Origin of the sequence: Microbacterium sp. STF-2 (assembly GCF_034650155.1) — a bacterium.
GTDB classification, from domain to species: Bacteria; Actinomycetota; Actinomycetes; order Actinomycetales; family Microbacteriaceae; genus Microbacterium; species Microbacterium maritypicum_A.
Window position 1 is genome coordinate 564,979 of record NZ_JARKMW010000002.1, and the last position, 23,832, is coordinate 588,810.

General features: G+C 68.9%; 25 protein-coding genes. 12 read left to right on the top strand and 13 right to left on the bottom strand.

What is annotated here, in order from left to right; all coding sequences use genetic code 11:
- Positions 1-27: 27 nt before the first annotated feature.
- The 4 genes from MicroSTF_RS16670 (at position 28) to MicroSTF_RS16685 (ending at position 3,168) form a co-directional block, all read left to right on the top strand.
- On the top strand, positions 28-432 hold the full coding sequence (locus tag MicroSTF_RS16670; RefSeq protein WP_021198088.1) for a VOC family protein: 405 nt from the start codon (positions 28-30) through the stop codon (positions 430-432).
- Between the two features lie 275 nt (positions 433-707).
- Positions 708-1,877 carry an RtcB family protein gene (locus MicroSTF_RS16675; protein WP_322957219.1) on the top strand — a complete coding sequence of 390 codons (1,170 nt, stop codon included), beginning with the start codon at positions 708-710 and terminating at the stop codon, positions 1,875-1,877.
- 206 nt (positions 1,878-2,083) lie between these two features.
- Positions 2,084-2,344 (top strand): hypothetical protein, encoded by a 261-nt coding sequence (locus tag MicroSTF_RS16680; protein ID WP_322957221.1) that lies wholly within the window; start codon positions 2,084-2,086, stop codon positions 2,342-2,344.
- Positions 2,341-3,168 (top strand): acyl-CoA thioester hydrolase/BAAT C-terminal domain-containing protein, encoded by an 828-nt coding sequence (locus tag MicroSTF_RS16685; RefSeq protein ID WP_322957222.1) that lies wholly within the window; start codon positions 2,341-2,343, stop codon positions 3,166-3,168. Before MicroSTF_RS16680 ends, MicroSTF_RS16685 begins: the two co-directional genes overlap by 4 nt.
- 3 nt (positions 3,169-3,171) lie before the next feature.
- On the opposite strand, the gene MicroSTF_RS16690 is transcribed toward MicroSTF_RS16685, so the two are convergent.
- The gene (locus MicroSTF_RS16690) at positions 3,172-4,632 is read right to left on the bottom strand and encodes an MFS transporter (RefSeq protein ID WP_029265996.1); all 1,461 of its coding nucleotides are present in this window, start codon (positions 4,630-4,632) and stop codon (positions 3,172-3,174) included.
- Positions 4,633-4,687: 55 nt separating this feature from the next.
- Positions 4,688-6,037: a M20/M25/M40 family metallo-hydrolase gene (locus tag MicroSTF_RS16695; RefSeq protein WP_167253123.1), complete on the bottom strand. Its 1,350-nt coding sequence runs from the start codon at positions 6,035-6,037 to the stop codon at positions 4,688-4,690.
- A 106-nt stretch (positions 6,038-6,143) separates the two neighbouring features.
- Between MicroSTF_RS16695 and MicroSTF_RS16700 the strand changes: the two genes are divergently transcribed.
- From MicroSTF_RS16700 to MicroSTF_RS16715, 4 genes are all read left to right on the top strand, one after another.
- Positions 6,144-6,884, top strand: a complete 741-nt coding sequence (locus tag MicroSTF_RS16700) for an SDR family oxidoreductase (protein ID WP_322957226.1) — start codon at positions 6,144-6,146, stop codon at positions 6,882-6,884.
- A gap of 124 nt (positions 6,885-7,008) precedes the next feature.
- Entirely contained in the window at positions 7,009-7,317 is a 309-nt protein-coding gene (locus MicroSTF_RS16705; protein WP_322957813.1) for a hypothetical protein, read from the top strand.
- Between the two features lie 129 nt (positions 7,318-7,446).
- On the top strand, positions 7,447-7,713 hold the full coding sequence (locus MicroSTF_RS16710; RefSeq protein WP_029259731.1) for a glutaredoxin family protein: 267 nt from the start codon (positions 7,447-7,449) through the stop codon (positions 7,711-7,713).
- 105 nt (positions 7,714-7,818) lie between these two features.
- Positions 7,819-8,232, top strand: a complete 414-nt coding sequence (locus MicroSTF_RS16715) for a VOC family protein (RefSeq protein ID WP_322957228.1) — start codon at positions 7,819-7,821, stop codon at positions 8,230-8,232.
- 12 nt (positions 8,233-8,244) lie between these two features.
- Here the strand turns inward: MicroSTF_RS16715 and MicroSTF_RS16720 are convergent, their stop codons facing one another.
- The 8 genes from MicroSTF_RS16720 to MicroSTF_RS16755 all read right to left on the bottom strand — a co-directional run bounded on the left by MicroSTF_RS16720 (position 8,245) and on the right by MicroSTF_RS16755 (position 18,205).
- Positions 8,245-9,759 (bottom strand): PucR family transcriptional regulator, encoded by a 1,515-nt coding sequence (locus tag MicroSTF_RS16720; protein WP_029259730.1) that lies wholly within the window; start codon positions 9,757-9,759, stop codon positions 8,245-8,247.
- Positions 9,756-10,784, bottom strand: a complete 1,029-nt coding sequence (locus MicroSTF_RS16725) for a DUF917 family protein (protein WP_029259729.1) — start codon at positions 10,782-10,784, stop codon at positions 9,756-9,758. The genes MicroSTF_RS16720 and MicroSTF_RS16725 overlap by 4 nt, the downstream gene beginning before the upstream one ends.
- Before the next feature lie 10 nt (positions 10,785-10,794).
- Positions 10,795-11,913 carry a DUF917 domain-containing protein gene (locus MicroSTF_RS16730; RefSeq protein ID WP_029259728.1) on the bottom strand — a complete coding sequence of 373 codons (1,119 nt, stop codon included), beginning with the start codon at positions 11,911-11,913 and terminating at the stop codon, positions 10,795-10,797.
- A complete protein-coding gene (locus tag MicroSTF_RS16735; protein ID WP_322957231.1) occupies positions 11,910-13,010 on the bottom strand; it encodes a DUF917 domain-containing protein in 1,101 nt (366 codons plus the stop codon). The genes MicroSTF_RS16730 and MicroSTF_RS16735 overlap by 4 nt, the downstream gene beginning before the upstream one ends.
- A 1-nt stretch (position 13,011) precedes the next feature.
- Positions 13,012-14,559, bottom strand: coding sequence for a hydantoinase/oxoprolinase N-terminal domain-containing protein (locus tag MicroSTF_RS16740; RefSeq protein WP_021198103.1), 1,548 nt, complete (start codon positions 14,557-14,559; stop codon positions 13,012-13,014).
- Between the two features lie 40 nt (positions 14,560-14,599).
- The gene (locus MicroSTF_RS16745; protein ID WP_029266008.1) at positions 14,600-15,937 is read right to left on the bottom strand and encodes a purine-cytosine permease family protein; all 1,338 of its coding nucleotides are present in this window, start codon (positions 15,935-15,937) and stop codon (positions 14,600-14,602) included.
- A gap of 238 nt (positions 15,938-16,175) precedes the next feature.
- Entirely contained in the window at positions 16,176-17,579 is a 1,404-nt protein-coding gene (gene thrC, locus MicroSTF_RS16750) for a threonine synthase (RefSeq protein WP_322957235.1), read from the bottom strand.
- Positions 17,580-17,698: 119 nt separating this feature from the next.
- Entirely contained in the window at positions 17,699-18,205 is a 507-nt protein-coding gene (locus tag MicroSTF_RS16755) for a methylated-DNA--[protein]-cysteine S-methyltransferase (protein ID WP_021198106.1), read from the bottom strand.
- Between the two features lie 151 nt (positions 18,206-18,356).
- On the opposite strand from MicroSTF_RS16755, the gene MicroSTF_RS16760 reads away from it, so the two are divergent.
- Positions 18,357-19,169: an alpha/beta fold hydrolase gene (locus tag MicroSTF_RS16760; protein ID WP_021198107.1), complete on the top strand. Its 813-nt coding sequence runs from the start codon at positions 18,357-18,359 to the stop codon at positions 19,167-19,169.
- A gap of 57 nt (positions 19,170-19,226) precedes the next feature.
- Here the strand turns inward: MicroSTF_RS16760 and erm are convergent, their stop codons facing one another.
- The 3 genes from erm to MicroSTF_RS16775 all read right to left on the bottom strand — a co-directional run bounded on the left by erm (position 19,227) and on the right by MicroSTF_RS16775 (position 22,017).
- Complete coding sequence (gene erm / locus MicroSTF_RS16765; protein ID WP_322957237.1) at positions 19,227-19,991, bottom strand: 23S ribosomal RNA methyltransferase Erm; 765 nt, start codon at positions 19,989-19,991, stop codon at positions 19,227-19,229.
- A gap of 224 nt (positions 19,992-20,215) precedes the next feature.
- Positions 20,216-20,818 carry a response regulator transcription factor gene (locus MicroSTF_RS16770; RefSeq protein ID WP_322957240.1) on the bottom strand — a complete coding sequence of 201 codons (603 nt, stop codon included), beginning with the start codon at positions 20,816-20,818 and terminating at the stop codon, positions 20,216-20,218.
- Positions 20,815-22,017: a sensor histidine kinase gene (locus MicroSTF_RS16775; RefSeq protein ID WP_322957243.1), complete on the bottom strand. Its 1,203-nt coding sequence runs from the start codon at positions 22,015-22,017 to the stop codon at positions 20,815-20,817. Before MicroSTF_RS16775 ends, MicroSTF_RS16770 begins: the two co-directional genes overlap by 4 nt.
- Positions 22,018-22,172: 155 nt before the next feature.
- Between MicroSTF_RS16775 and MicroSTF_RS16780 the strand changes: the two genes are divergently transcribed.
- From MicroSTF_RS16780 to MicroSTF_RS16790, 3 genes are all read left to right on the top strand, one after another.
- The gene (locus MicroSTF_RS16780) at positions 22,173-22,721 is read left to right on the top strand and encodes a hypothetical protein (protein WP_021198111.1); all 549 of its coding nucleotides are present in this window, start codon (positions 22,173-22,175) and stop codon (positions 22,719-22,721) included.
- Positions 22,722-22,785: 64 nt separating this feature from the next.
- A complete protein-coding gene (locus MicroSTF_RS16785) occupies positions 22,786-23,121 on the top strand; it encodes an ArsR/SmtB family transcription factor (RefSeq protein ID WP_029266023.1) in 336 nt (111 codons plus the stop codon).
- Complete coding sequence (locus MicroSTF_RS16790) at positions 23,121-23,804, top strand: cation transporter (RefSeq protein ID WP_021198113.1); 684 nt, start codon at positions 23,121-23,123, stop codon at positions 23,802-23,804. The genes MicroSTF_RS16785 and MicroSTF_RS16790 overlap by 1 nt, the downstream gene beginning before the upstream one ends.
- Positions 23,805-23,832 lie beyond the last annotated feature (28 nt).

The window sequence follows — 23,832 nt, forward strand, 5'->3', positions numbered from 1 at the left end:
GTCGGCGGTTACTGGAAGACTCGACCCATGGCTCTTCTGGATCATCTGGGCATCACCGTCGCCGACCTCGAGCGCGGACGGGCGCAGTTCCACCCCGTGCTCACCGCTCTCGGATATCAGAGCGGGGGCGCGAACGATCATTCGATCTCATGGAACAACGGCGACGAGACCGAGATCATCCTCTACACCTGGGATGAGGACTCCGCTCCGCATCAGCATGGCCGCATCGGCTGGCAGCACATCGCCTTCGCGGTACCGACGCGCGAGCAGGTCGACCGCCTGCACGCGGTCGCGGTCGACGCCGGCTGGACAGCCGTCCGCGAGCCCAAGGAGTATCCGCGCTACTCGGAGAGCTACTACGCCGCGTTCGTCGAGGACGCGGACGGCATCCGGGTCGAGTTCATGCACAACCCGCCCCGTGAGACAACTTGACTCCCGGGCGTGTCGCGCCCTAGTGTGGCAAAGCTGTGCCGATCGGCGCAGCACACCAGCCGAGGAGCACGACGGATGACCGCGCAGCGGAACCTTCCCCAGGCAGCGGTGTTGCCGCTTCAGCAGAAGCGCAATGACCGCTACGAGTCGTACCCTCCGGCACGCGCCGTGTGACAGCATCCGCTCTCGCAACGCCCCGTACCGTCAGGTCCGGGGCGTTTTCCGTTGGAGACTCCTCTGACCTGTGGCTGAACATCACCACAAGGAAAGGAATCATGGAGAGGCTCTCCGCACGGCTGCTGTCGTGGGCGTCCCTGATCGACGAGAAGACACTCGCTCAGGCGCACACCACGGCCCGCATGCCGTTCATCCACCCGCACCTGGCACTGATGCCGGACGCGCACCTCGGCAAGGGGGCGACGGTCGGCTCGGTCATCCCGACGCTCGGCGCGATCATCCCCGCCGCCGTCGGCGTCGACATCGGCTGCGGGATGATCGCCGTTCGTACGCCGTTCACGAGGAGCGACGTCGACGGTCGTCGGCTCGCCGACCTCCGGGAGCAGATCGAGCGCGCCATCCCCCTGTCGGCCGGCCGGTACAACCGCAAGGTCGTGGCCACCGCGGAACCGCGCATCACCGAGCTGGAGCAGCTCGCCGAGAAGAACGGCTTCGACCCGGCGCAGTACGCCGGGAACTGGCGTCGGCAGTTGGGCACGCTCGGTTCAGGCAACCACTTCATCGAGGTGTCGGTCGATGAGCTCGATCGGGTCTGGCTGTTCCTGCACTCGGGCTCGCGAGGCGTCGGCAACAAGATCGCCGGGCACCACATCGCCGTCGCCCAGCGGCTGGCGAGGCAGTGGTGGATCGACCTTCCCGACCCCGACCTGGCATACCTGGTCGAGGGCACACCGGAGTTCACCCGCTACATCCGGGAGCTGCGGTGGGCCCAGCACTTCGCGCTGCTGAACCGGGAGGAGATGATGGATCGCGTCATCCGGCAGGTGTCGGAGTTCCTCGGAACCCCGGTCGACGAACAGGAGCGCATCAACTGCCACCACAACTTCACCGAGTCGGAGAAGCACTACGGGAAGCAGGTGTGGGTGTCACGGAAGGGCGCCATCCAGGCGGACGCCGGTCGACCGGGCCTCATCCCCGGGTCGATGGGGACCGCCTCGTACGTGGTGGAAGGGCTCGGCGACCCGCAGTCGCTGAACTCCTCCCCGCACGGTGCCGGACGGGAGTACTCCCGCTCGGCGGCGCGGCGGACCTTCACGCACGACCAGCTGCGAGAGGCGATGACGGGCATCGAGTTCCGTGACACCGATGCCTTCATCGACGAGATCCCGCAGGCGTACAAGCCGATCGACCAGGTGATGGCGGATGCCGCCGGACTCGTATCGATCCGGCACACGCTGCGGCAGATCGTCAACGTGAAGGGCGACTGAGCAGGACCGGGCGGTGGGATCCCACCGCCCGGTCTCCTCTCCACCTCTTCCCCGCGAGTTCCCCGCGAGATCCGCGGGCGGATCGTCTTCTCCTGCTCCGACACGTCAGAGGCCGGGTTCTCCCCCTCTCGTGCGCGACCGATATCTTCGGCTCCCGTGCTCTGGCAGGCTTGCCGAATCGATGCGACGATGAGGAAGTGGGATTCATGAATGACGCGCAGATCTGGACGATGATCGGATCGTTCACCGTGCTGATGTTCAGCACGCTCACGGTCGTCTCGACCCTGTTCGTCCGGATCATCCGCAGTGAGATCGGCGGTCTGCGCACCGAGATGAACGGGCAGATCGGCGGTCTGCGCACCGAGATGAACGCACGATTCGATGCCGTGAACACCCGCATCGACGGGCTCGACCGCGACGTGCAGGCGATCGTGAAGCGCACGTTCGGTCTCGACCGCGACGGATGACGACGCTTCGAGACCACGCTTCCGTCGCCCCACCCGACCGGTATGACGCCTATCCGGAAGTGCCCAACGGCACCGCGATCCTGCTCCTCGCGGGGTCGAGTGGGCGCGTGGAGGCAGAACGGGCCGACCTGTTCGCACGGCACGGGGCCCGGGTCCGCGCCATCCGCTGGTTCGGGGGTGCGGGTCAGCGCCCCTCACCCCACGAAGTGCCGATCGAGCTGTTCACGGATCAGCTGGACCTCCTGCGGCACGATGCCGACCGCGTCGCGATCTTCGGAACGTCGTTCGGTGCGGAGGCTGCCCTGGTCACCGCGTCCCTTCACCCGGTCGACGCGACGGTCGCGGTCGCACCGGCATCCGTCGTCTGGGCGGGGTTCGCCGACGGGGACTGGTCGTCGCACTGGACCTGGCAGGGGGCTCCGCTCCCGGCTGTCCCGTTCGACTCGTCGTGGTCGCCGTCGACCGAACCGCCCGAGTACCGGTCCCTGTACCAGTCGAGCCTCGATCGCGCTCCTGACGCCACTGCAGCCGCCACGATCCGCTCAGAGAGCATCCGCGGCGTCGTCGTGCTCATCGCGGGAGGCGACGACCGTGTCTGGCCGAGCGACCGGTTCGCCGCCGAGGTCGTCGAGCGCCGCAGAGCGAACGGACGGGAGACGACGCTGATCACGCACTCCCCCGCCGGGCACCGGATGATCCTGCCCGGCGAGTCGATCGCCACCGGTGGAGTGACGATGGCACGAGGAGGCTCACCATCGGCTGACGCAGAACTCGGTGCCCTCGCGTGGCCGCAGATCGTGCACGCACTCGGGCTGCGCGCCTGAGCGTCAGAGGGCCGAGGCCGCCTCGGTCTCGACAGATCGGTCGGTGAACGCGGTCTTCGGGACGAACACGAGGATCACCGCGGCCACGAGGGCGGTCACCCCGCAGACGATCCACACCGTGAAGTAGCCCGCGAGCGAGCCGGCCGTTCCCTCACTCGCGCCTGCCGTGCTCGCGACCCCATGCAGGAGCGCGATGCCGAACACGCACGAGGCGATCGCGCCGCCGACGGTCTTCACCGAGTTGGTGAGCCCCGTCGCGACACCGGTCTGCGTGGCCGGAGCGGCCGATGCGGCAGCGGCGGGGAGCGCGGCGACCAGCGCTCCCGAGCCGAGTCCGACAACGACCATGTTCGTGATGACCTGCGCGTACGTGTCGTGGAACGGAAGGAAGAGGAGGAACCCGATGCCGACCAGCACGGACGCACCCATCAGCGTCAGGCGCGGCGTGGCCCGCCGGGCGACGGTCGGGAACAGGAGAGCCCCCGCGATCATGGCGATCAGATACACGCCGATGATCAGCGAGGTCGCGAAGCCGCTCGTGCCGAGACCGTAGCCGTAGACCGTCGGATCGGTACGCGCGAACGTCGACAGCGGGGCCTGCGCGCCGAGCACGCTGACGCCGAAGAGCCCGGCGGTCAGGAAGACGGGGCCGAGCGCCGGCGAACGGAACATGCGCACATCGATCAGCGGATCGTCGGCGCGGAGCTCCCACAGGACGAACGGGATCACCAGCAGGACGCCGAGCACCACCACCGCCCAGGACCAGGGGTTGGTCAGGCCGCCCTCCAGCCGAAGCAGACTGAGACCCCCGGTGAAGCAGACGAGGGCGAGGGAGATGAGCACGAGGCCGACCGTGTCGAAGAGACCGCCCGTCGGCTCCGGCGACTCCTTGACCCCGAACAGGATCACGAAGAAGCAGACCACGATCAGCACGGCAGGCACCAGCAGCACCACGGTGAGCGGCAGGACATCGATGAGCGCGCCACCCACGAGCGCGCCGATGATCGCACCTCCTTCGAGCGCCGCGACGAGGAGGCCCGCTGCCTTCGCCGTGATCGAGGAACGCCCCTCCATGCGCCGCGAGCGCGACCAGATCAGAGCGATCTCCAGCGGAAGCCAGACCACGTAGAACCCCATCAGCGCCCACGCCGCGAGGAACACCGGGAACGAGTCGGTGAAAGGCAGCACCAGAGCGGCGGCGGCGGTGACAGCGGTCGAGATCAGCAGCATCCGCTTGTGGCCGACCATGTCACCGAGCTTCGCGAACGCCGGGACCACGAGCGCCGACAGCATCAGCTGCGCCCCCTCGAGCCAGTTCACATCGGCGTCGTGGATCCCCAGATGGCGCGCGATGTCGGTGAGCATCGGGGTGTAGTACCCCTGCAGCACACCGCTCGTGAACTCCACGAAGGCGAGGAAGCCCACGACGATGGCGAGGGTGCCCAGGGTGCGGGTGCGCGTCATCGCGTCTCCTGCTTCTGCTTCGGGTTCCCCGGCACACTCCGGGGGAAGGGTGAGATCACCCTAGCCGTTCGAGCAGCGCCCGGTGGAATCGCTCCCCCCGCTCCAGGGCGGCGATCTCGACGCTCTCGTCGACGCCGTGGATCGAGGCACGCTGGGCGTTCGACATGTCCAGCGGTGCGAAGCGGTAGACAGCCGGCGAGAACCGGTGGAAGTGTCGCGAATCGGTGGCGGCCATCATCACATACGGCACCGCCGGCACCCCGGGGAAAGCGACGTCGAGGGCTTCGGCGAGGAGCGCGAACTGGGCGTTGTCCGTCGGTGACTCCGGCGACGGCTCGCTCGCTTCGACGACCTCGACCGTGACGAGCGGGTCACGGATGCGCCGTCGTACCCGGAACACCGTCTGCTGCGTCGTCTCGCCGAGCGCGATGCGCAGGTTGACGGTGGCGGATGCCTGAGACGGCAGCACGTTCGCCGCAGTACCGCCCGACTGCATCGTCGGCGCGACCGTGGTGCGCACGAGAGCTGCGGGTTCACCGCCGAGGGCGGCGAAGACCTGCGCGGTGAGCAGCGGGGCAGAACTCAGCAACCGCAGCAGGTGCCGAGCCGGGCCCGGAGTCTGCCCGGCCAGCTGCGACAGCATCCGCAGGATCGCCTTCGACGCCCGCGGGCGGAAGGTGGTGGGTCCGAGTCGGTCCACGGCCGTGGCGATGCGCCGGACGGCGGTCGACGACGGCGGAGCGGAGGCGTGGCCGCCGTCGCCGCGGGCCGTCAGCCGGAGCGTCATCACGCCCTTCTCCCCGACACCGATCATCGCGGCACGGCCGGGGACGAAGGGCAGGGGCGCGTCGACCACGGCACCACCCTCGTCGACCACGAGCCACGGGACCACCCCGCGTTCGCGCAGCACTCGCGCGATCTCCTCGGCGGCGCGCCCGTACGTCTCCTCGTTGCCCCCGAAGGAGAGGTACACGTCACGGGGCGGCACGAACCCGTCGGCGAGAAGATTCTCGACCGCCTCGAGGACCACGATCAGCGGGCCCTTGTCATCCAGCGCTCCGCGGCCGTACACCGATCCGTCGGCGATCACGCCGGCGAACGGCGGATGGGTCCAGTCGTCGCTCTCGTCGACCGGGACGACGTCGTAGTGGGCCATCAGCACGACGGGCTCGTCGGAGGTCGCACCGTTCCCCTCCCAGTGGAACAGGAGGCCGAAGTCGGTGTGCCGTTCCAGACCCAGCTTCTCGTGCGTCAACGGGTAGAGCTCCGCGATCAGCGCGACGAACTCTTCGAAGGGCGCAGGTCCGCGTTCCTCGAGCTCGGCCGAGACCGTCGGTATCCGGATCATCTGCGAAAGTCGCTCGGCGATGCCCGGGCGCACGGTCGGTGTGGTCACAGTCGCCATCGTACCCAGCAGCGGGGCCGCGTTCCGGCGCGATCCGACATCACGCGTTTCGGTCGCCTGCATCGTCGATTCCGGAGAAGATGTACCGAGACGAAGGAGAACACGGATGAGGATCGCCGTCGCAGGAGGAACCGGGACCGTCGGACGGCACACCGTCGAGGCGGTGCGCACAGCGGGACACGACGCGGTCGTCCTCAGCCGGTCGCAGGGAGTCGACCTGGTGACCGGGCGGGGGCTGGACGACGCCCTGGCAGGCGCTGACGCAGTGGTCGACGTCGCGAGCATCGAGACGCTCAAGGCGAGCGCGGCCATCGAGTTCTTCACCGCCGCGACCGGAAACCTGGTCTCAGCGGCGTCGAATGCGGGAGTCGGACAGGTCGTGCTGCTGTCGATCGTCGGGATCGACCGCATTCCCTACGACTATTACGCCGGCAAGATCGCCCAGGAGAAGATCGTCGAGGCGTCGCGCGTACCGTGGACGATCCTGCGGGCCACGCAGTTCCATGAGTTCGCGGAGCAGATGTTCGCGCGGGCGAAGTTGGGACCCGTGCACATCGCCCCGAACGCCCGCACACAGCCCGTGGCTGCGAGCGAAGTGGGCGCGCGTCTCGCAGCACTCGCCGCTGCCGATCCGCAGGGACGCGTGCGTGACCTCGCCGGCCCTCGGGAAGAGCAGTTGTCTGACATGGTGCGTGCGTTCGCGCGGCGGAGGGGATTCCGCGGATGGATACCGAGACTCAACGTGCCGGGGCCGCAGATGGCCGGCATGAGAGCGGGGCATGCTCTCCCCGGTCCTGACGCAGATCTCGGACGTCAGAGCTTCGCCGAATGGCTCGCCGCCCGCTAGCGGTGCCCTTGATCCAGTCCCTCTCCACATATTGCTCCGGAACAGGCTTCTCCCCACTCGCCGCATCCAGGTTCGTGGTCTTGGCAGGATGAGATCATCCGACCAGAATGAGAGCGTGATCACGATGACCGAGCCGCAGATCTGGACCATGATCGGTGCCGTCATCGCGCTGATGTTCGGAATGGTCACGGTGGTCTCGACGCTGTTCATCCGAGTGTTGCGAGCCGAGATCGGCGGCGTGAGGTCAGAGATCGGCGGGCTCCGCACCGAGATGGTCGCGCGGTTCGGGGCCGTCGATGCGCGGTTCGAGGCCGTCGATGCGCGATTCGTCTCGGTGAACACTCGCATCGACGCCGTGGGGAGCCGTATCGAAGGCCTCGACCGTGACGTGCGCGCGCTCGTGAAGCACACCTTCGGCCTCGACCGCGGATGACCTCTCGAGGCTGATCCGACCGAGCGTGCGGCGTTCCGTCGCCTGAGCACCTCCGCCGCCTCTCGGGAACACCACGGAACAGGTGACGGTTGCATCCATGGTGGCGCGCGGCGCCCCCTGGAGGTGCACATGGAACTGACCCTGGTGTCATCGTCGTTCTGCGGCGCCTGTGCCCGGACCCGGGCCGTTCTCGCCGAGGCCGCACGATTCCTCCCCGACGCGACCGTGACCGAGATCGACGTCGCACAGGATCCGGATGCTGCCGAGAAGCTGGATATCGGGTTCACACCGACCGTGATCATCCACGATTCCACCGGCACCGAAGTCTTCCGGGCCACCGGTGTGCCGACGGTCCCGCAGGTGCTCACCGCCGCGGTCAAGGCGCTCCCGGCCTAGGGCCGCCGTCGCTCCGGATCCCTCTTGCGGACCCTCTCGATACGAGCGCAGACTGAGTTCCAGCGGTGCCGGTCATGACACCGTTCACACACTCCTGGAGTCTTCATGCCCGCTCTCAACCCGTATCTCTCGTTCCGCACCGAGGCCCGCACGGCGATGGAGTTCTATCAGAGCGTCCTCGGCGGTGACCTGGTGATCAACACCTTCGGAGAGTTCCCCGACATGGTGCAGGATCCGAGCCAGAAGGACCTCGTCATGCACGCCCAACTCGATGCTCCGGGCGGTCTGGTGCTCATGGCCTCCGACTCCCCCGACGGCATTCCCTACGAGAAGCCGCAGGGGTTCTCGGTGTCACTGAGCGGCAACTCCCAGGACACCACCCGCGCCGTGTGGGAGAAGCTCGCCGACGGCGCGACGATCACGATGCCGCTGGACGTCCCCCCGTGGGGCGGCCTCTTCGGCATGCTCGTCGATCGCTTCGGCATCCCGTGGATGCTGCACGGCGACCCGGAGGAGTGAGACCACTCCGCGTCAGCGCGGCTGCACCGCCCGACAGGCGAGATGCAGCGCCAAGCGCGCTTCCGGGTCGGTCAGGTCGATGCCGAGGAGTTCTTGCACACGCCGGATCCGCACGGTCACGGTGTTACGGTGCAGACCGAGCGCCGTCGCGGTCGCAGCGATGCCCGATTCGTGGTCGAGGTACGACGAAAGGGTGGTGAGCAGCTCTCCCCCTCCCTCCCGCAACGGTGCGAGCAGGGATTCCGCAGCGGGGACGAACGTGTCGTTCCCGGTCCAGGCGAGCAGGAGCTGCTCGAGTCCGAGGCTGTCGACGCGCACGAACCACCCCGTCGCCGATCGCGACGCCGCGATGCGCGCCGCATCCCCCGCCTCGTCGAGAGTCGCGGCGAGTCCTTCCGGTCCTCCCTGGAGCGAGCCGATGCCGGTGGCGACGGCGAAATCGCGCAGGGCACTCAGATGGAGCTCCCGCAGGGACGCGACCGCCCGCTCCACCCGGTCAGGATCCGGCGACTCCGGGAAGGTCAGCCACCCGCTCAGTCCTCGACCGGCCGTCGTCGCGTGCGCATCGCCGTCGATGGCGCTGAGCCCGGCACTGACCGTCCGCAGCAGCGAGAAGGAATCGAGTCGTCCCCTCGCCACCATCCGGAAGCCGAGGTGATGTCCACCGGTGCGCCAGCCGCGCTCGGCCATGCGCCGCTCGACATCGGCGTCGGCCGTCCCATGCAGATCGACGAAGTCGCGCAGCAGCCCGGAGGACACGGCGACGTCGTTCACCGCCGCCACCTCGTCGATCAAGATGCGTGCGGCGACCGCCGGCATCGCCACCTCGGCGGCGACGGAGAGCGACTGCACCTGTGCCTCCCCGAGTCCTCGACCGAAGAGCACGAGCCGCAACCCGCTGCGCCCCGGGCTGTCCACACGCACCGACGCGGCCGCCGCATCGCCGACACCGGCCCGATCGAGCCAGGATTCGAAACCGATCGCGGCGTGCAGTCGCTCGTCGAGATGCGCACCTGCCTCCTGCAGCACTCCCGACGAGTCGATCAGCGCGGCACCGACACCGAGGTTCGCGGCGATGTGCCCCAGCAGATCGGCCAGGTCATCGGCGGCATACTCGAACGACTGCGCGACCTTGCGCACCTGGCTGAGCGTCAGCGCATCCCGCGCCTCGATCAGCATCCAGCACGCTTTCGCGAGTTGGATGGGACGTTCGACATCGAGCAGGCACAGACCGATCCGATCCGCGAGGCGGAAAGCACCGGCATCGAACGAGGCCGCTCCCGAGAGCGCCAGTCCCGTGTATCCGCGATCACGCAGCCGCCGCAGCAGCGCGTCCTGCTGCCAGGTCGACGTCGGGGCGGTCGCCGTCAGGACTGCGAGCCGATCGGGCCCGCTCGCGCTCAGCTCGGACTCCCCCGCCCCTACCGTCACCGCTTCCCACGCGGCGTCCTCGGGGCCCGCGACTCTCCGAAGCCCGCCGTTCTCGCCGTGGGCGAGCAGCGCGCTCAACTGCAGTCTCTCGTTCACGCCGCGTCCAGATCGTCGAGTCCGTATGCCGAGGGCAGCACTTTCGCCCGCCGATCCGGTCGGGCATTCCACCATTCCGGCGCGGGGATGGCGAGCACCGCGACGTTCCGCGCGAGTCGGAGCTCGGTGACCTCCAGGATCTCCCGCGAGATCGCATCGATGACCACGATGATCGTCGGCGCGGATGCGACCAGACGGCCGTCGGTCAGCACGGCGAGGGTCTCGGAGCGACTGACCACCCGGTGCACGGCCCCGGCGAGCCCGCTGATCTCCACCGCGTTCACGTGGGGATCGTGCGCAGACGAGGAGACCGAGACGATGCGCCCCTCGGCGAGAAGCTCCGCCCCGAGCGCATCGGCGAGGATCGGGAGCGGAGCGGTCGCGGCGCCGAGATAAGCCCGACCGAGGTCGAGCGCATGGGCGAGGTGGCCGCCGATCGCGTGCTCCCGCAGATCGCCGACCGTGAACCCGCCCAGCACGGCGCAGCCGACCCCGCCGGCCTGGATGATCGCCGATCGGACGACACGCTCGGCATCGATCGCCCGGTGCGCCTCGACGAGCGCGACGCCATCGAAGCCCGTATCGCAGGCGAACACGAGGCCGGGGACGCGATCCACGAACAGCGACATCTGGTCGAGTCCCGGAACGGCCCGGCCGGTGCAGTCCGCATCGACCACGACATGCGACCCGGCCAGCAGCAACGGCGCCAGCCCGTTCATGCCTCCGCCTTCTAGGGAACAGACCGCCGGGACCGGATGACCGATCCACCGCTCGACGGCGTCGAGCAGCCGGGTGAACGGTGCCGCCCCCGGAAGACGCTCCTCCAGCAGCATGGTCGAGCCGACGAAGGCAACCCCGAGACAGGGCGTGGAGGGGTCGAGCGCCGAGATCGGCGAGACCTCGATCGGCCAGCCCTCGGCACCGGCGAGCATCAGCTCGAGCATGGTCGTCGAGCCGCCGCCGCCGGAGCCGAGCAGCGCATAGCCGCGGGCGAGCGCCGTGAGGTCGTCGCGCTGCAGCATCATGCGCTCCAGCCTAGGGAGAAACGTCCTCACCCGCGGCCAGCGTCTCGAGCGGAACGAACTCCGCCGTGAGGCCGAACGCGGACGGGCCGAAGGCGGCGAGCGCGTCGGGTGTGCGCATCATCTCCGGTGTGGAGATGCCGAGCACCCGCACGCGCTGCCCGTAGCGGAGGCCCTCCGTCGTGATGGGCTCCGCCGTCTCGTGATCGACCACGCAGATGAGGTCGGGCACGATCGCCACCAGCGTCCCGCTCCGGTGGGCGATGAGGTTCTCGTTCTGGAAGGAGATCTCGAAGGTGTCGCCTTCGTCGGCACCGAGGGGCGCGATGACGGCTCTCCCCTTGGCGAACCCCTCGGTCGTGCGCCGCTCGACGTCGACGACCTTGCCGACGCAGAGTTCGCGCAGGTGCGGGTAGAGCGTGCTCGCCAGGGTCTCGGCGATCGCGTCGAACGGCGAGCGATGCTCCTCACGGGCGATCCGGATGGCGCGGCCCAGCGCGAGGGCCATCGAGATCGTCCGGGGAACGGCCGTCCGGCGCACGTCGGCTCCGGTCATCGCGTACTCGGCGATGTGTCCCACACCGCCGAGTCGGATGGTGATGCCGCGGGCGAGCCACTCCATCTGGCGGTCGTCGTCTCCCGTGTCGATCACGACCTTCTCACCCCGCTCTCCCGCGAGCGCGAGGGGCGACCCGTGCACGCCGTACACGGCGAAGGTCTCCATCGACAGCTCAGGGAAGGCACGGCCCATGCCGTCGGCGTCGACCACGGGCAGCCCGGTCTCCGCCGCGACGATGAGGGGGATCATCGAGTTGATGCCGCCGCACTCGATCGGCATCGTCGCGTCCGCCTTCCGCCCGAGGTGCTCTTCGAGCGTGCGCAGGGCGAGGGTGGGCTCGGTCCCGGCGGGGATCTTCTCGATCATCACGGTCGGCGCGCCCATCTGGGCCGTCGGGATCACGAAGAGGTCGTCGGCGAGCTCGTCCGGGTCGAGGATCGTGATGCTCCCCTCCCCGAGCACGCGCTCGACCAGCATCTTGCCGATGTACGGGTCGCCCCCGCCGCCGGTGCCGAGCAGCGTCGCACCGCGGGCGAGATCGGGAAGGTCTGCGGCGGTGAGCTGCCAGCTCATGCCGCGGCTCCCGTCGAGACGAATCCTGCCGAGATGCTGCCGTCGAAGCGGTGCGACGGCATGTCGTACCCGAAGTAGCCGGGGCCGACCATCGCGAGCGCCGCCTCCGAGTGCCAGCGCTCGTCTGCGGGTGCCGCGATCACCCGCACCCGCTGCCCGTACCGCAGGGCCTCGGTCGTGATCGGCTCGCCGGATTCCCCGTCGAGCACCATGATCAGATCGGGAGTGGTCGCGAGCACGGTCCCGTCGGCCTCGGCCACGAGATGCTCGTTCTGGAACTGCAGCGTCAGCGTCGCGTCGCCGTCGCCGTCGATGCGTGCACGTCCGCGCGCGAAGCCGGTCGTGGTGGCGCGGTGCACATCGATGACTTTGCCGTCGAACAGCTCGCGCCCGCCGAGAAGCTCGATGACCGCCGCGACCGGATCGGTCTTCTCGTCGCGTGCGGCGGCGATACGCCGCCCGATCTCGATGCAGCGGGACAGCGACCCCGAGACGAGCGACTCCCGCGCGGCAGATCCCGACATCGAGAACCCGGAGATCATGACCGAGCACCCCATCTCGACACAGGCCACGCGGGCGATGCGCTCGGTCCACGAGTTGTCGACCGTCTGCAGCACGCCGGTGTTGCCCTTCTCATCGCTGAACGCGAGCGGCGATGCCGTCACGCCGTACAGCGTCGGGAGCACCATCTGCAGTTCCGGAAATGCCCGCCCCATGCCGTCGGCGTCGAGCAGCGGAAGGCCGAGCGCGGCAGCGGCGGCGATCGGGATGGTCGAGTTGACCCCTCCGACCTCGGCGCACGCGATATGGGTGATCGGACGGCCGAGGTGCACGCTGAGCGCCCTGACCGGTTCGATGACCTCGGCGAGGCTCGGGAGCTTCTCGACCATCACGGTCGGTGCTCCCATCATCGCGACGAACAGCACGAGAGCGTCGTCGGGGACCTCGTCGAGGCCGACGACCGTGACGTCGCCGGAGGTCAGCGCCTGACGAGCGAGCAGCGCTCCGATGTAGGGGTCTCCTCCCCCGCCGGTGCCGAGGACGGCAGCACCGCGGGCGAGACCGTCGACGTGCGCGGGAGTGATCGTCCAGCTCATGTCACGCTCCCATGTCGAGGTCGCCGACGGCCTTCACGCGGATGCGCGTCGCGTTGCCGGGGAGGTACGGGATCGGCACCTCGTCGAAGTCGATGATCGACACGGTCGACGGCTTCGCGCCCGCCGCGATCGCCTTGTCGACAGCTTCCGCGCGGACTTCGGCGATCGTCTCGTCGCGACGCCCCGGTTCGATCGCGTAGACCTTGTCGATCTCGCCGCCGACCTGCGCGATCGACGCGCCGATGGCGTTGGCGACGGCATAGTTCTCCGGGCGGTGCACGGTGCCGAACAGTGGCAGCTCGTCGGGAAGCAGGATGGATCCCCCGCCGACAGCGACCACCGCGATGGGCTCGGGCGAGGTGCGCATGCGGTCGACGGCTTCGGACACGCGCTCAGCGATGCGGGCGAGCACCCGCTCGACGAATGCCGGGTCGAGGTGAGCGACCTTGCTCGCATCACCCACCTGTGCGCGACCCGCGGCGACCGCGATGTCGGTGGCGGTCAAGGTGGAACCGCCGAAGACCAGAGCCTCGGTGGTCAGCTTGTATCCGACCGAAGCCGGACCGACCTCGGCGGTCTCCTCGTCGACGATGCTCCCGCCCCCGATGCCGAGGGAGAGCACGTCGGGCATCCGGAAGTTGGTGCGGATGCCCGCGACCTTCACCTCGTTCGCGGTCTCACGCGGGAAGCCGTTGATCAGCAGACCAATGTCGGCCGTGGTGCCGCCCACGTCGATCACGGCGCAGTCGTCGAGTCCGCTCGTGGCAGCAGCCCCGCGCATGGAGTTGGTCGGGCCGGAGGCGAAGGTCGCGACCGGGTAGCGCCGCACATACTCCTCGTCCATGAGCGTGCCGTCGTTCTGGCTGAGGAAGATCGGCGCCTCGATGCCCTGGGCGCGCACGGCGGAGGTGAGCCCGTCGACGATCTCCGATGCGAGCTCGCGCAGCGCCGCATTGATGATGGTCGCGTTCTCGCGCTCCAGCAGCCCGATGCGACCGATCTCGTGGGACAGCGAGATGGCGGCGTCCGTGCCCAGCACCTCCGCGACGATCTCGGCCGCCCGCACCTCGAGGTCGTGGTTGACCGGACTGAACACCGACGAGATCGCGACCGAGCGGATGCCGTGCGCCTTCATGTCCTCCGCGTGCGCCCGGATCTCGTCCGGGTCGAGCGGCGAGATCGGCCGGCCGTCGAACTCGTAGCCGCCGTGGGCGAGATAGCTGCGGGCCTGAGTGGCTTCGACCAGAACCTCGGGCCAGTCGATCAGCGGCGGCAGCGCCCGCGTGGCGGGCAATCCGAGCCGGAGGGCGGCGACCGGTGCCAGGCGGCTGGCCTGCACGAGCGCGTTGATGAAGTGCGTCGTGCCGATCATGACGGCATCGACGTCGGCGCCCTCGAAGGCGTGCCCGGCCCGCAGGTCCTCGATCGCCTGGATGATGCCACCGGTGACATCGGGGGTGGTCGAGTGCTTCACGCCCGCGAGCGTGCGGGTGCCGTCCATGAGGACTGCGTCGGTGTTGGTACCGCCGACGTCGATGCCGATATGCATGATTCTCGCTTTCCTGTGAGGGGTGTCTGTCTCAGGCGGCTCAGGCCGCTGCTGCTGCTTCGACCGAGGTGGCCTGTCGTGTCGTCGCCACGCCGACGCCACGGACCCAGCCGAGCTTGCCGGCCACGATGTAGAGCACCATCGAGAGGAAGAGGCTCAGCAGCGACGGGATGCCCCAGGTCACGAAGTAGCCGACCAGCGCGGAGACCAACCACACGACGATCGTCGCGGGAACGATGCGCGGAGCGGTCGTCGGAAGGGTGCCGGCTTCTCGGGTGGCGTCGAGGTCGGGGCGCCAGCGGCGCACGATGTAGTACTCGGCCACCATGATCCCGGCGATGGGCGGGAACGCGACGCTCAGCACGATCAGGAATTCGGTGAACTGTCCGAGGATGCCGACCGCGGCGAGGATCGATCCCACGACACCCAGCACGATGGTCGTCGTGACACGGTGCAGGTTCTTGCCGAACGCGGTGGAGATGAAGTTCACCAGGCCCAACGTGGAGGAGTACAGGTTCCAGTCGTTGATCTTCAGGGTGCCGGTGAGCACGATGAACAGACCGATGAAACCGACCGACGAGGTGACGATCGCGACGATGTCGCCCGTGGCGGCCGCGTGGGCGAGCAGCACGCCGGCGAGACCGATCACGAACTCGCCGAGCGAGACGCCGAGGACGGTCTGCTTGATCACGTCGGCGCGCGAGCGGTTGAAGCGGGTCATGTCACCCGTGATGATCGCACCGACGATGAGACCACCGGCGACGATGCCGGTTCCGGCCCAGACGCTCATCGTGGGTCCGGGCGCCGGTCCCGTGAGCAGCTCGCCGATGTCGTGACGGCTCAGCTCGGTGATGACCGACCAGCCGACCAGGATGAGGAACAGCGGAACGGTGATGTTCGCGAGCCACTGCATCCCGACGAAGCCGAAGGCCACGATCGCGGTGACGGCGAGGCCGAAGATGAGGCTCCAGGCCCAGACCGGCAGGGCACCGGGCATGAGAGCGTCGAGTGACTGCGCGGAGATGGCCGACTGGATGCCGAACCAGCCGATGAGGCTGATACCGATCGCGAGGCCGACCAGCGAGGCGCCGATCTCGCCGAAGCCGGTCCAGCGTGCGAGCAGAGCGGTGTTGAGGCCCTCGCGCTGGCCGATGAAGCCGACCACGCACATGATCACCTCGAGGATGAGCGAGCCGAAGAGGAAGGCGAGGACGGCCTCGCCGAAAGTCATGCTGTAACCGAGGGTCGCGCCGAGGAGGAACTGCGAGAGGGCCGAGACCTGCCCGAATCGCTGCACGGCGATTCCGAACCAGGGTCTGCGGGCCTCGGGAGTCACTCGGGAGAGCGCGAAGTCGTCTGCGTGCGCCGTGCGTGCCATGAGGATCCTTCGGGAGGAGGGAACGGGTTGTGCGCCACAGTAGCGACGCTTCCCACACGGCCGACATGTGCATATCGCACGAGAATCACCCATGGATGTGCAGATCGCACACCACTCGCTCCGTCAACGGCCGCCGGTACATCACGACCGACGACGAGACCCACCCCTGCGGACATCGCCAGGGGTGGGTCTCGGCTCGAGGCGTGGTCTCGACCACCTCGCGGGTCGAGGTCGAAGGTCAGTGCAGCGCGTTGGTCTCGATGAAGGCGCGGAGCGCGTGCTCGTCGTCACCCATCTCGGTCACGTGCTGAGGCGCGTCGAGCATCTCCTGCAGCTCCGGCGCGTAGCCGAGCTCCACACCGATGGCCTCGTGGATCGTCTCGGCGAACTTCTCCGGCTTGGCCGTCTCGAGCACGAGCATCGGCACACCGGGCTCGATGTACTCGCGTGCGACCTTGACGCCGTCCGCCGTGTGCGGGTCGATGACCTCACCGGTCGTCTCGTACACCGCGCGGATGGTCGCCAGTCGATCCTCGTGCGTCGAGGTGCCGCTGACGATGCCGAACTCCTCCAGGAAGCGCTCCTGCTCGGCGGAGAAGTCGAAGTGGCCCTGCGCCTCGAGGTCGTCCCAGGCGCCGACGACGCGGGCCGGGTCGCGACCGACCAGCTCGAAGATGAACCGCTCGAGGTTCGACGCCTTGGAGATGTCCATCGAAGGGCTCGAGGTCGCGAGGGTCTGGGCCGCACTGCGCGGCCGGTAGACGCCGGTGCGGAAGAACTCGTCCAGCACGTTGTTCTCGTTCGCCGCCAGCACGAGGCGCCGGATCGGCAGTCCCATCTGCTTCGCGAAGAATCCAGAGAGGATGTTGCCGAAGTTCCCGGAGGGCACCGTGAACGACAGCTCGGTCCAGCCACCGGCGTCCGTCGCCCGCAGCCACGCCCAGAAGTAGTAGACGGTCTGCGCCGTGATGCGCGCCAGATTGATGGAGTTCACGGCCCCCAAGTGCTGCGAGCGCTTGAAGTCGAGGTCTCCTGCGAGCTTCTTCACGAGGTTCTGGCAGTCGTCGAAGACACCATCGACCGCGATGTTGTGCACATTCGCATCGTCGAGCGAGAACATCTGCGCCCGCTGGAACGCGCTCATGCGTCCCTGCGGCGACAGCATGAACACCGCGACGCGCTCCTTGCCGCGCAGCGCGTGCTCTGCCGCGGATCCGGTGTCTCCCGAAGTGGCGCCGAGGATGTTGAGCACGGAGTCGTTGCGCTCGAGCGTGTACTCGAGCACCTGGCCGAGGAACTGCATGGCCATGTCCTTGAACGCCAGGGTCGGCCCCTCGGAGAGCCCGACCAGGGTGAGCTCGTCATCGATCACCCGCAGCGGCACCACGCCGTCGGGGAAGTCGGCGTAGGCCGCATCCGTCATGCGCGCCAGGTCTGCGCGGGGGATGTCGGTCGCGAACAGACCGAGCACCTCGGTCGCCAGCTGCGGGTACGTCAGCGCGCGCCAGCGCTCGAGCGTCTCGCCGTCGACGGTCGGCATGACCTCGGGCACCGCCAGTCCGCCGTCGGGCGCGAGGCCCTCCAACAGCGTCTCGCTGAACGACTGCGGCTGCATGCCGCCGCGGGTGGAGATGAACTGCACGTTGGCTCCTCGGCTCGGGACTCGGCCCGTCCATTCTCGCAGGGTGTTCCCGTCCGCGATGACGCGATGACACGAGAGGCGGCTTCCGCTCAGAAGAGAGCCGCTCAGAACAGAGCCGCTCAGAACAGAGAGGTCGGCAACGCACCCTCGTGTTCCAGCAGCCAGCGCTTGGTCTCGAGCCCGTGTCCCTCATCGCCGCCCGAGTACCCGCCGAGCCCATCGCCCGCAACGACCCGGTGGCAGGGCACGATCAGCGGGACGGGGTTCGCCCCCATGATCGACCCGATCCCCCGGGCCGGCACATCTGTGCCGCTGCGCGCGGCGAGTCCACCGTAGGTGATCGTCTCACCGTGGCCGACCGTCTCGTGCAGCACCGTGAGGACCGCCCGCGTCGCGACCGTCTGATCCCCGAGATCGACGGGGACGTCGAAGCGATGCAGGGTGCCCGCGAAGTACGCGGCGAGCTGGGCGAGCGCCTCGGCGAGCAGCGGATCGGAGGTGGGGTCCGACGGCGCCAGGCTCCCTTCGGGCGGAGTCGATCGCCACGCGACGCGGGTGATCGCCGCACCGTCGCTGACGACGCCGATGACGCCGACCGAGGTCGCGAGCGTTGCGAAGGCGGGCATGCGTCGAGGGTACCTCTCGACAGCGACAGCGACAGCGATCGTCCGCGGCACTCTGCGGACGGGTATGGCGCCAGGACGCATCGGGGGGCGAACCTGGACCTACCGAAACCGCAGAACACGGGAACGCCACCTCGATGACAAGGAGCACCACATGAGCACCACCACGGCTGCGCTCGACCTGCCCGACGTCCGTCTCCACTACGAACTCCGCGGTGAAGGACCGCTCCTCGTCCTGATCGGCGCCCCCATGGACGCCGATGCCTTCGCCCCGTTCGCCGTCGAACTCGCGACCGATCACACGGTGCTCACATCCGACCCGCGCGGCGCCAAGCGGAGCATCCTCCACGACCGTTCCCGGGGTTCGAGCCCCCAGCAGCGCGCCGACGATCTCGCGGCACTCATCGCCCACGTCGATCGCGGGCCGGCGGTCGTCTTCGGATCGAGCGGCGGCGCGGTGACCAGCCTGGCGCTCGTGCAATCGCATGGAGACCTCGCGTCCACGGTCATCGCCCACGAACCCCCGCTGCTCGAGCTGCTCCCCGACCGCGTCGAGCAGCGTCGTCTCACCGACGAGCTCACCGCGGCAGCCCTCTCGGGCGACCGCGTCGGCGCCTGGCGGCTGTTCTTCGCGCAGGCGAACATCCCGATGCCGGAGGAGATGCTCGTCCAGTGGTTCGGCGGCGAGGTCGATCCGCAGCATCAGGAGGACGAGCAGTTCTGGTTCCAGCACGAGCTGCCGGCCAGCGTGCGCTGGGAGCCCGACGTCGAGACTCTGCGGGCACGGGCGGACGACCTCGTCCTGGGTATCGGCGAGGAGTCGGTCGACCAGCTCTGCGAGCGCACGACGACGGCACTCGGTGCACAGCTCGGCATCGAGCCGACCCGTTTCCCCGGCGACCACACGGGATTCGTCGATCATCCTGCGGAATTCGCGGCCCGCCTGCGCGAGGTCCTCGCGCACTGAGGACGACGTGACGGACGCGGCCGTCGAGCCCCTTCAGCGCTCGACGGCCTCAGCGCGTCATTCCCGCGAGACCTGGCGCCAGAGCGCGGCCCAGTGCTCCGGATGCAGATCACGAGGAAGACTCCGGCCGGTCACCCCCGCAGCCGCCACCACGCGTCGTGCTCGAGACATCGGGATCCGCGCCGCACCCGCGACGACGGCGGGCAGACTGCCTCCCCGCCCCGTGAACATCACCCGAACGAACTCCTCGTACGCTCGCCGATCGGAGACAGGGACGAGCGGAGAACCACGTCGGGTGATCGCGAGCAGGCCACCGTCCACACTCGGCTGCGGCGAGAAGCCCCACGCCGGCACCCGCCCCTCGAGGGAGAATTCGAACCACGGCGCCGATTGCGCGGTCATCATGGTGCCACCGCCGACGCCTGCCCGCTTGCGCGCCACCTCCCACTGCGTAAGCAGCACCGCCTCGTTCCAGCGGCCTCGGGAGAGCAGCCGTCGCAGGATCGGCGTCGTCACGTGGAAGGGGATGTTGCCGACGACCACCTCGGCATCGAGCGGATGACGTGTGGCGTCGGCGATCTCGATACGGATGCCGGGCAGCGTCGCGCGCAGTCGGTGCACGCGGTGCTCGTCGATGTCGATCGCGGTGAGCGGCCTGCCCAGCTGTGCGAGAGCGCGGGTCAGGGCGCCGTCACCGCAGCCGAGCTCCAGGATCGAACCGGACGTCCGGCGGACGAGGCCGGAGATGCGGGTGAGGGTCGGACGATGGGTGAGGAAGTTCTGGCCGAGTTCGTGACGGCCACCATGGATCGAACGAGGCATGAGTGCGCTCCAGAAGAAGAATCGGAGCACCTCGGAGGAGGGAGGACGCGAAGAGGCGTCGCTGAGGACTGCCCGTCCCGAGGTGCGATGACATCTCGGTGGACGGCGCGCAGATGCGTGCGATGAGCGAGCGCGCCGTCAGGCGCGGCGGTCGCGGAACACGAGGTTGCGCCCCATCACGTGCGCTGCGCATATCGTTCCCATGCGCATCAGCATATCGGCCGTCAGATCCAGCCGCGCTCCTCGGCGATGAGAACAGCCTGCTGACGGGTGCCGACCGCGAGCTTTCCGAGGATGACGGAGATGTGGTTGCGCACCGTCCCCGGGGCGAGAGCGAGCGCTCGTGCGATTTGCCCCGTCGTCTCCCCACGCCGACCGGCACGCAGCACGTCGAGTTCACGGTCCGTGAGCGGTGAGCGCTCGTCGCTCAGGGCATCGGCGGCGATCTCCGGATCGACGTAGCGAGCCCCCGCCGCGACCCGGCGGATGACGGCGGCGACCTCGTCGGCCCCACGGGACTTCGGCAGGAAGCCGGAGACACCGGAGGCCAGGGCACGGCGCAGCACGCCTGGACGCGCGTGACGGGTGACGACCACGCACCGCGTCGCGATCGCCCTGTGCAGCTTCTCGGCCACCTGCACGCCGTCGAGCCCGGGCATCTCGAGGTCGAGCAGGCACACATCGGGCTGAAGTCGCAGAGCCTCGACGACCGCCTGCTCGCCGTCCTCGCACTCGGCGATGACCTCGATGTCGTCTTCCAGCCGGAGGAGGGCTGCGAGCGCGGAGCGGATCATCGCCTCATCGTCGGCGATAAGCACACGGATCATCGTGTCTCCTCCGACCGCGCCGGGACCGTCACGACCACCACGAACTCGTCCCCGTCCCGACGCACGTCGAGCGTGCCGTCGACCTCTTCGACGCGCCGACGGACGCCGTCCAATCCGGATCCGTCACCCTCGTCGACCGCGCCGGGCACGACGTCGTTGGCGATCTCGTATCGCCACGTGCCCGCGACGCGCGTGAGCACGAGGCGTGCGCGTTCCCCGCCGCCATGGCGCAGCACGTTGGTCGTCGTCTCACGGATGACCGGACCGAGGGCCGATGCCGGTGCGGAGTCGGCATCCGCACCGATCGTGGCGTCCACCTCGAGCCCGGCCGCGGTCAGCAGGTCGCGGGCGTTGGCGAGTTCATCGCCGAGAGGCACCGAGCGGAAGCGCGTCGCGAGGTCCCTGGTCCCCTGACGCGCCTCGTCGACGCTGACCCGCGCGGCGCGCAGCTGCTCCATGCCGGCATCCGGATCGCTCGGCAGGAGACGCTCGGCGAGTTCGAGCTGCAGCGCGATGACCTGGAGATGGTGACCCTGCAGGTCGTGCACGTCGGTCGCGACCCGCAGCCGCTCCTGGGTCGCGGCGAGCTTCGCCTCCGAGGTGCGGGCGCGGTCGAGGGTGACGAGCACATCCCACCACCACAACGAGCTCACGGTCATCACGGGGAAGAGTGCGGTGTAGATCACGGCCACCCACCACGCGAGCACCGCACCGAAGGCGTGAGCGGAGGAGTCGACGGCGGCCAGCACCAGCAGGAGCAGCGTTCCCGCCACGACGACGCGGATGCGGATGCCTCGCGGCCAGTTCAGGAGCACCACCGACTGGACGATCGGCATCGCCGCGAGCTGCCAGCTCCCGGCAAGCGCCCCGGCGACGGTGCCGTACGCGACGGCGATGAGCAGGGGGACGGCGATGCGGCTCCAGCGGAATCCCGGCACCGCGTCGACACGGTGGCGGTAGTCGAACAGGAGCAAGGCCGTCGATGCGCACCACACCAGGCCGCCGACGGCGACCACCAGGATCAGCGGACCGTTCTGACCCTGCGCGGCGAGGATGCCCGTCCACGCGAAGACCAGCATCACCTGGAGGAACATCACGGCGGTCACGGTGTACCACCACGTCGCCGTGATACCGCGAGACAGCTGTCTCGCCCCCGGACTCGGTTCGACGGGGGCGAGGGGCTCGACGCGGCTGCTCACGCTCCCACGATAGAGCCGTGACAGTTGTCACGGATGCGTCGTGCGATCCGCCCGGGAAGCGATGACGGGCCGACACTGCCGCCGAACGGAGCGCTCGGCTGGACTGGAGTCATCGCGGCGGAGACTCCGTTCGCACCGACAACCGGGAGCATCCCTTGAACCTCATCGAGACCTTCCAGAACCTGGTCGCCCAGGTCCCCGAGCTCGTGCAGCCGCTCATCGTCGCCCTCGCCGGCGCGATCCCCTTCATCGAGGGCGAAGGGGCGGTGAGCATCGGCATCATCGGCGGCATCTCTCCGGTGATCGCCGCGATCGCCGCGATCGTGGGCAACTTCCTCTGCGTCCTGGTGGTGGTGCTCGTCAGCTCCGGAGCCCGACAGGCCGTCGTGAACCGTTCGCGCGCCAAGACCGCGGCGCTCGCCGGTGCCGGCGGCGGCACGATCGACGAGCCGGCTGCAGATGCGGCCGAGACGGGCCGCGGCACCGCGCGCCGCGAGAAGTTCCAGCGTGCGTTCGAGCGTTACGGCGTTCCGGGGGTCAGCCTGCTCGGACCGCTCCTGCTGCCGACGCAGTTCACCGCGACCATGCTCGCGGCTTCCGGCATCGGCAGGGCGCGCATCCTCTTCTGGCAGGCTCTGGCCATCATCGGCTGGACCACCGTCGTGGCCGTCATCGTCGGAAGCGCGGTGTACGCGATCCGCTGAGACCCTCACAGAGAAGGCTGAATTCAAGTTTTCTTGAATTCAGCCTTTTCTGTACAGTAGTGCCGTGACCACTGCTCTGGCCTCCCTCACCCACACGGCCGCCGTCGCCCGCCTCGGGCATGCGCTGTCGGACCCCACCCGCGCCGGCGTCCTGCTCGCGCTGCGCGAAGCACCGCGCTACCCCGCCGACCTCGCGGACACCCTCGGCGTCTCGCGGCAGGCGATGTCGAACCACCTCGCCTGTCTCCGCGGATGCGGGCTCGTCGAGAGCGTTCCGGAGGGACGCCGCAGCAGCTACCGACTCGCGGATCGCCACCTCGCTCCGGCCCTCGACATGCTCATGCGGGTCACCCTCATCGTCGAGCCGGACTGCTGCTCGGGCGAAGGCTGCACCTGCTGATGACCGCCACGGCAACCGCGGCGCGCCGCGACACCCTCCACCGCCGCATCCGCCTGATCGTCGGCATCACGATCGGCTACAACCTGATCGAGGCGGTCATCGCGATCGCCGCCGGCTCCGTCGCCTCATCCGCCGCGCTCATCGGCTTCGGGCTGGACTCCACGATCGAGGTGCTGTCCGCGGCCGCCGTCGCCTGGCAGTTCACCCGCCGCGATCCGGAGCGCTGGGAGAAGCCGACCCTGCGGGTGATCGCCGTCGCCTTCTTCGCGCTCGCGCTCTACGTGACAGCCACCTCCGTGGCCGCGCTCGTCACGACCGAGCGGCCCGAGCACAGCACGATCGGTATCGTCCTGACCGCGGTCAGCGTCGCCGTCATGCCCTTCCTGTCCCTCGCGGAACGACGTGCGGGCAAGGAACTCGGATCGGCCACCGCCGTCGCGGACTCGAAGCAGACGCTCATCTGCACCTATCTCTCCGCCGCCGTGCTGATCGGGCTGATCGCCAACTCGCTGCTCGGATGGTGGTGGGCGGATGCCGTCGCCGGTCTCGTGATCGCCGCCTTCGCGGTGCGCGAGGGCATCGAGGCCTGGAAGGGCGATGCCTGCGCGACCTCGGTGGGGATGCTCCTCGACGACGAGGACGCGCACGACCACGACCACCACCACCACCACCACGATGACTGACCACTGACGCGCACAACGCCTAGGTTGG

Bases quoted from the DNA above. Each gene is read 5' to 3' on its own strand.
- MicroSTF_RS16725 (WP_029259729.1), bottom strand. From the start codon at position 10,784: ATGATGCTGCAGCGCGACGACCTCACGGCGCTCGCCCGCGGCTATGCG.
- MicroSTF_RS16670 (WP_021198088.1), top strand. From the start codon at position 28: ATGGCTCTTCTGGATCATCTGGGCATCACCGTCGCCGACCTCGAGCGC.
- MicroSTF_RS16685 (WP_322957222.1), top strand. From the start codon at position 2,341: ATGACGACGCTTCGAGACCACGCTTCCGTCGCCCCACCCGACCGGTAT.
- MicroSTF_RS16790 (WP_021198113.1), top strand. From the start codon at position 23,121: ATGACCGCCACGGCAACCGCGGCGCGCCGCGACACCCTCCACCGCCGC.
- MicroSTF_RS16695 (WP_167253123.1), bottom strand. From the start codon at position 6,037: ATGGCGACTGTGACCACACCGACCGTGCGCCCGGGCATCGCCGAGCGA.
- MicroSTF_RS16755 (WP_021198106.1), bottom strand. From the start codon at position 18,205: ATGCCCGCCTTCGCAACGCTCGCGACCTCGGTCGGCGTCATCGGCGTC.
- MicroSTF_RS16745 (WP_029266008.1), bottom strand. From the start codon at position 15,937: ATGGCACGCACGGCGCACGCAGACGACTTCGCGCTCTCCCGAGTGACT.
- MicroSTF_RS16735 (WP_322957231.1), bottom strand. From the start codon at position 13,010: ATGAGCTGGACGATCACTCCCGCGCACGTCGACGGTCTCGCCCGCGGT.
- MicroSTF_RS16700 (WP_322957226.1), top strand. From the start codon at position 6,144: ATGAGGATCGCCGTCGCAGGAGGAACCGGGACCGTCGGACGGCACACC.
- MicroSTF_RS16770 (WP_322957240.1), bottom strand. From the start codon at position 20,818: ATGATCCGTGTGCTTATCGCCGACGATGAGGCGATGATCCGCTCCGCG.
- erm (WP_322957237.1), bottom strand. From the start codon at position 19,991: ATGCCTCGTTCGATCCATGGTGGCCGTCACGAACTCGGCCAGAACTTC.
- MicroSTF_RS16740 (WP_021198103.1), bottom strand. From the start codon at position 14,559: ATGCATATCGGCATCGACGTCGGCGGTACCAACACCGACGCAGTCCTC.
- MicroSTF_RS16710 (WP_029259731.1), top strand. From the start codon at position 7,447: ATGGAACTGACCCTGGTGTCATCGTCGTTCTGCGGCGCCTGTGCCCGG.
- MicroSTF_RS16715 (WP_322957228.1), top strand. From the start codon at position 7,819: ATGCCCGCTCTCAACCCGTATCTCTCGTTCCGCACCGAGGCCCGCACG.
- MicroSTF_RS16675 (WP_322957219.1), top strand. From the start codon at position 708: ATGGAGAGGCTCTCCGCACGGCTGCTGTCGTGGGCGTCCCTGATCGAC.
- MicroSTF_RS16680 (WP_322957221.1), top strand. From the start codon at position 2,084: ATGAATGACGCGCAGATCTGGACGATGATCGGATCGTTCACCGTGCTG.
- MicroSTF_RS16730 (WP_029259728.1), bottom strand. From the start codon at position 11,913: ATGAGCTGGCAGCTCACCGCCGCAGACCTTCCCGATCTCGCCCGCGGT.
- MicroSTF_RS16705 (WP_322957813.1), top strand. From the start codon at position 7,009: ATGACCGAGCCGCAGATCTGGACCATGATCGGTGCCGTCATCGCGCTG.
- MicroSTF_RS16760 (WP_021198107.1), top strand. From the start codon at position 18,357: ATGAGCACCACCACGGCTGCGCTCGACCTGCCCGACGTCCGTCTCCAC.
- MicroSTF_RS16690 (WP_029265996.1), bottom strand. From the start codon at position 4,632: ATGACGCGCACCCGCACCCTGGGCACCCTCGCCATCGTCGTGGGCTTC.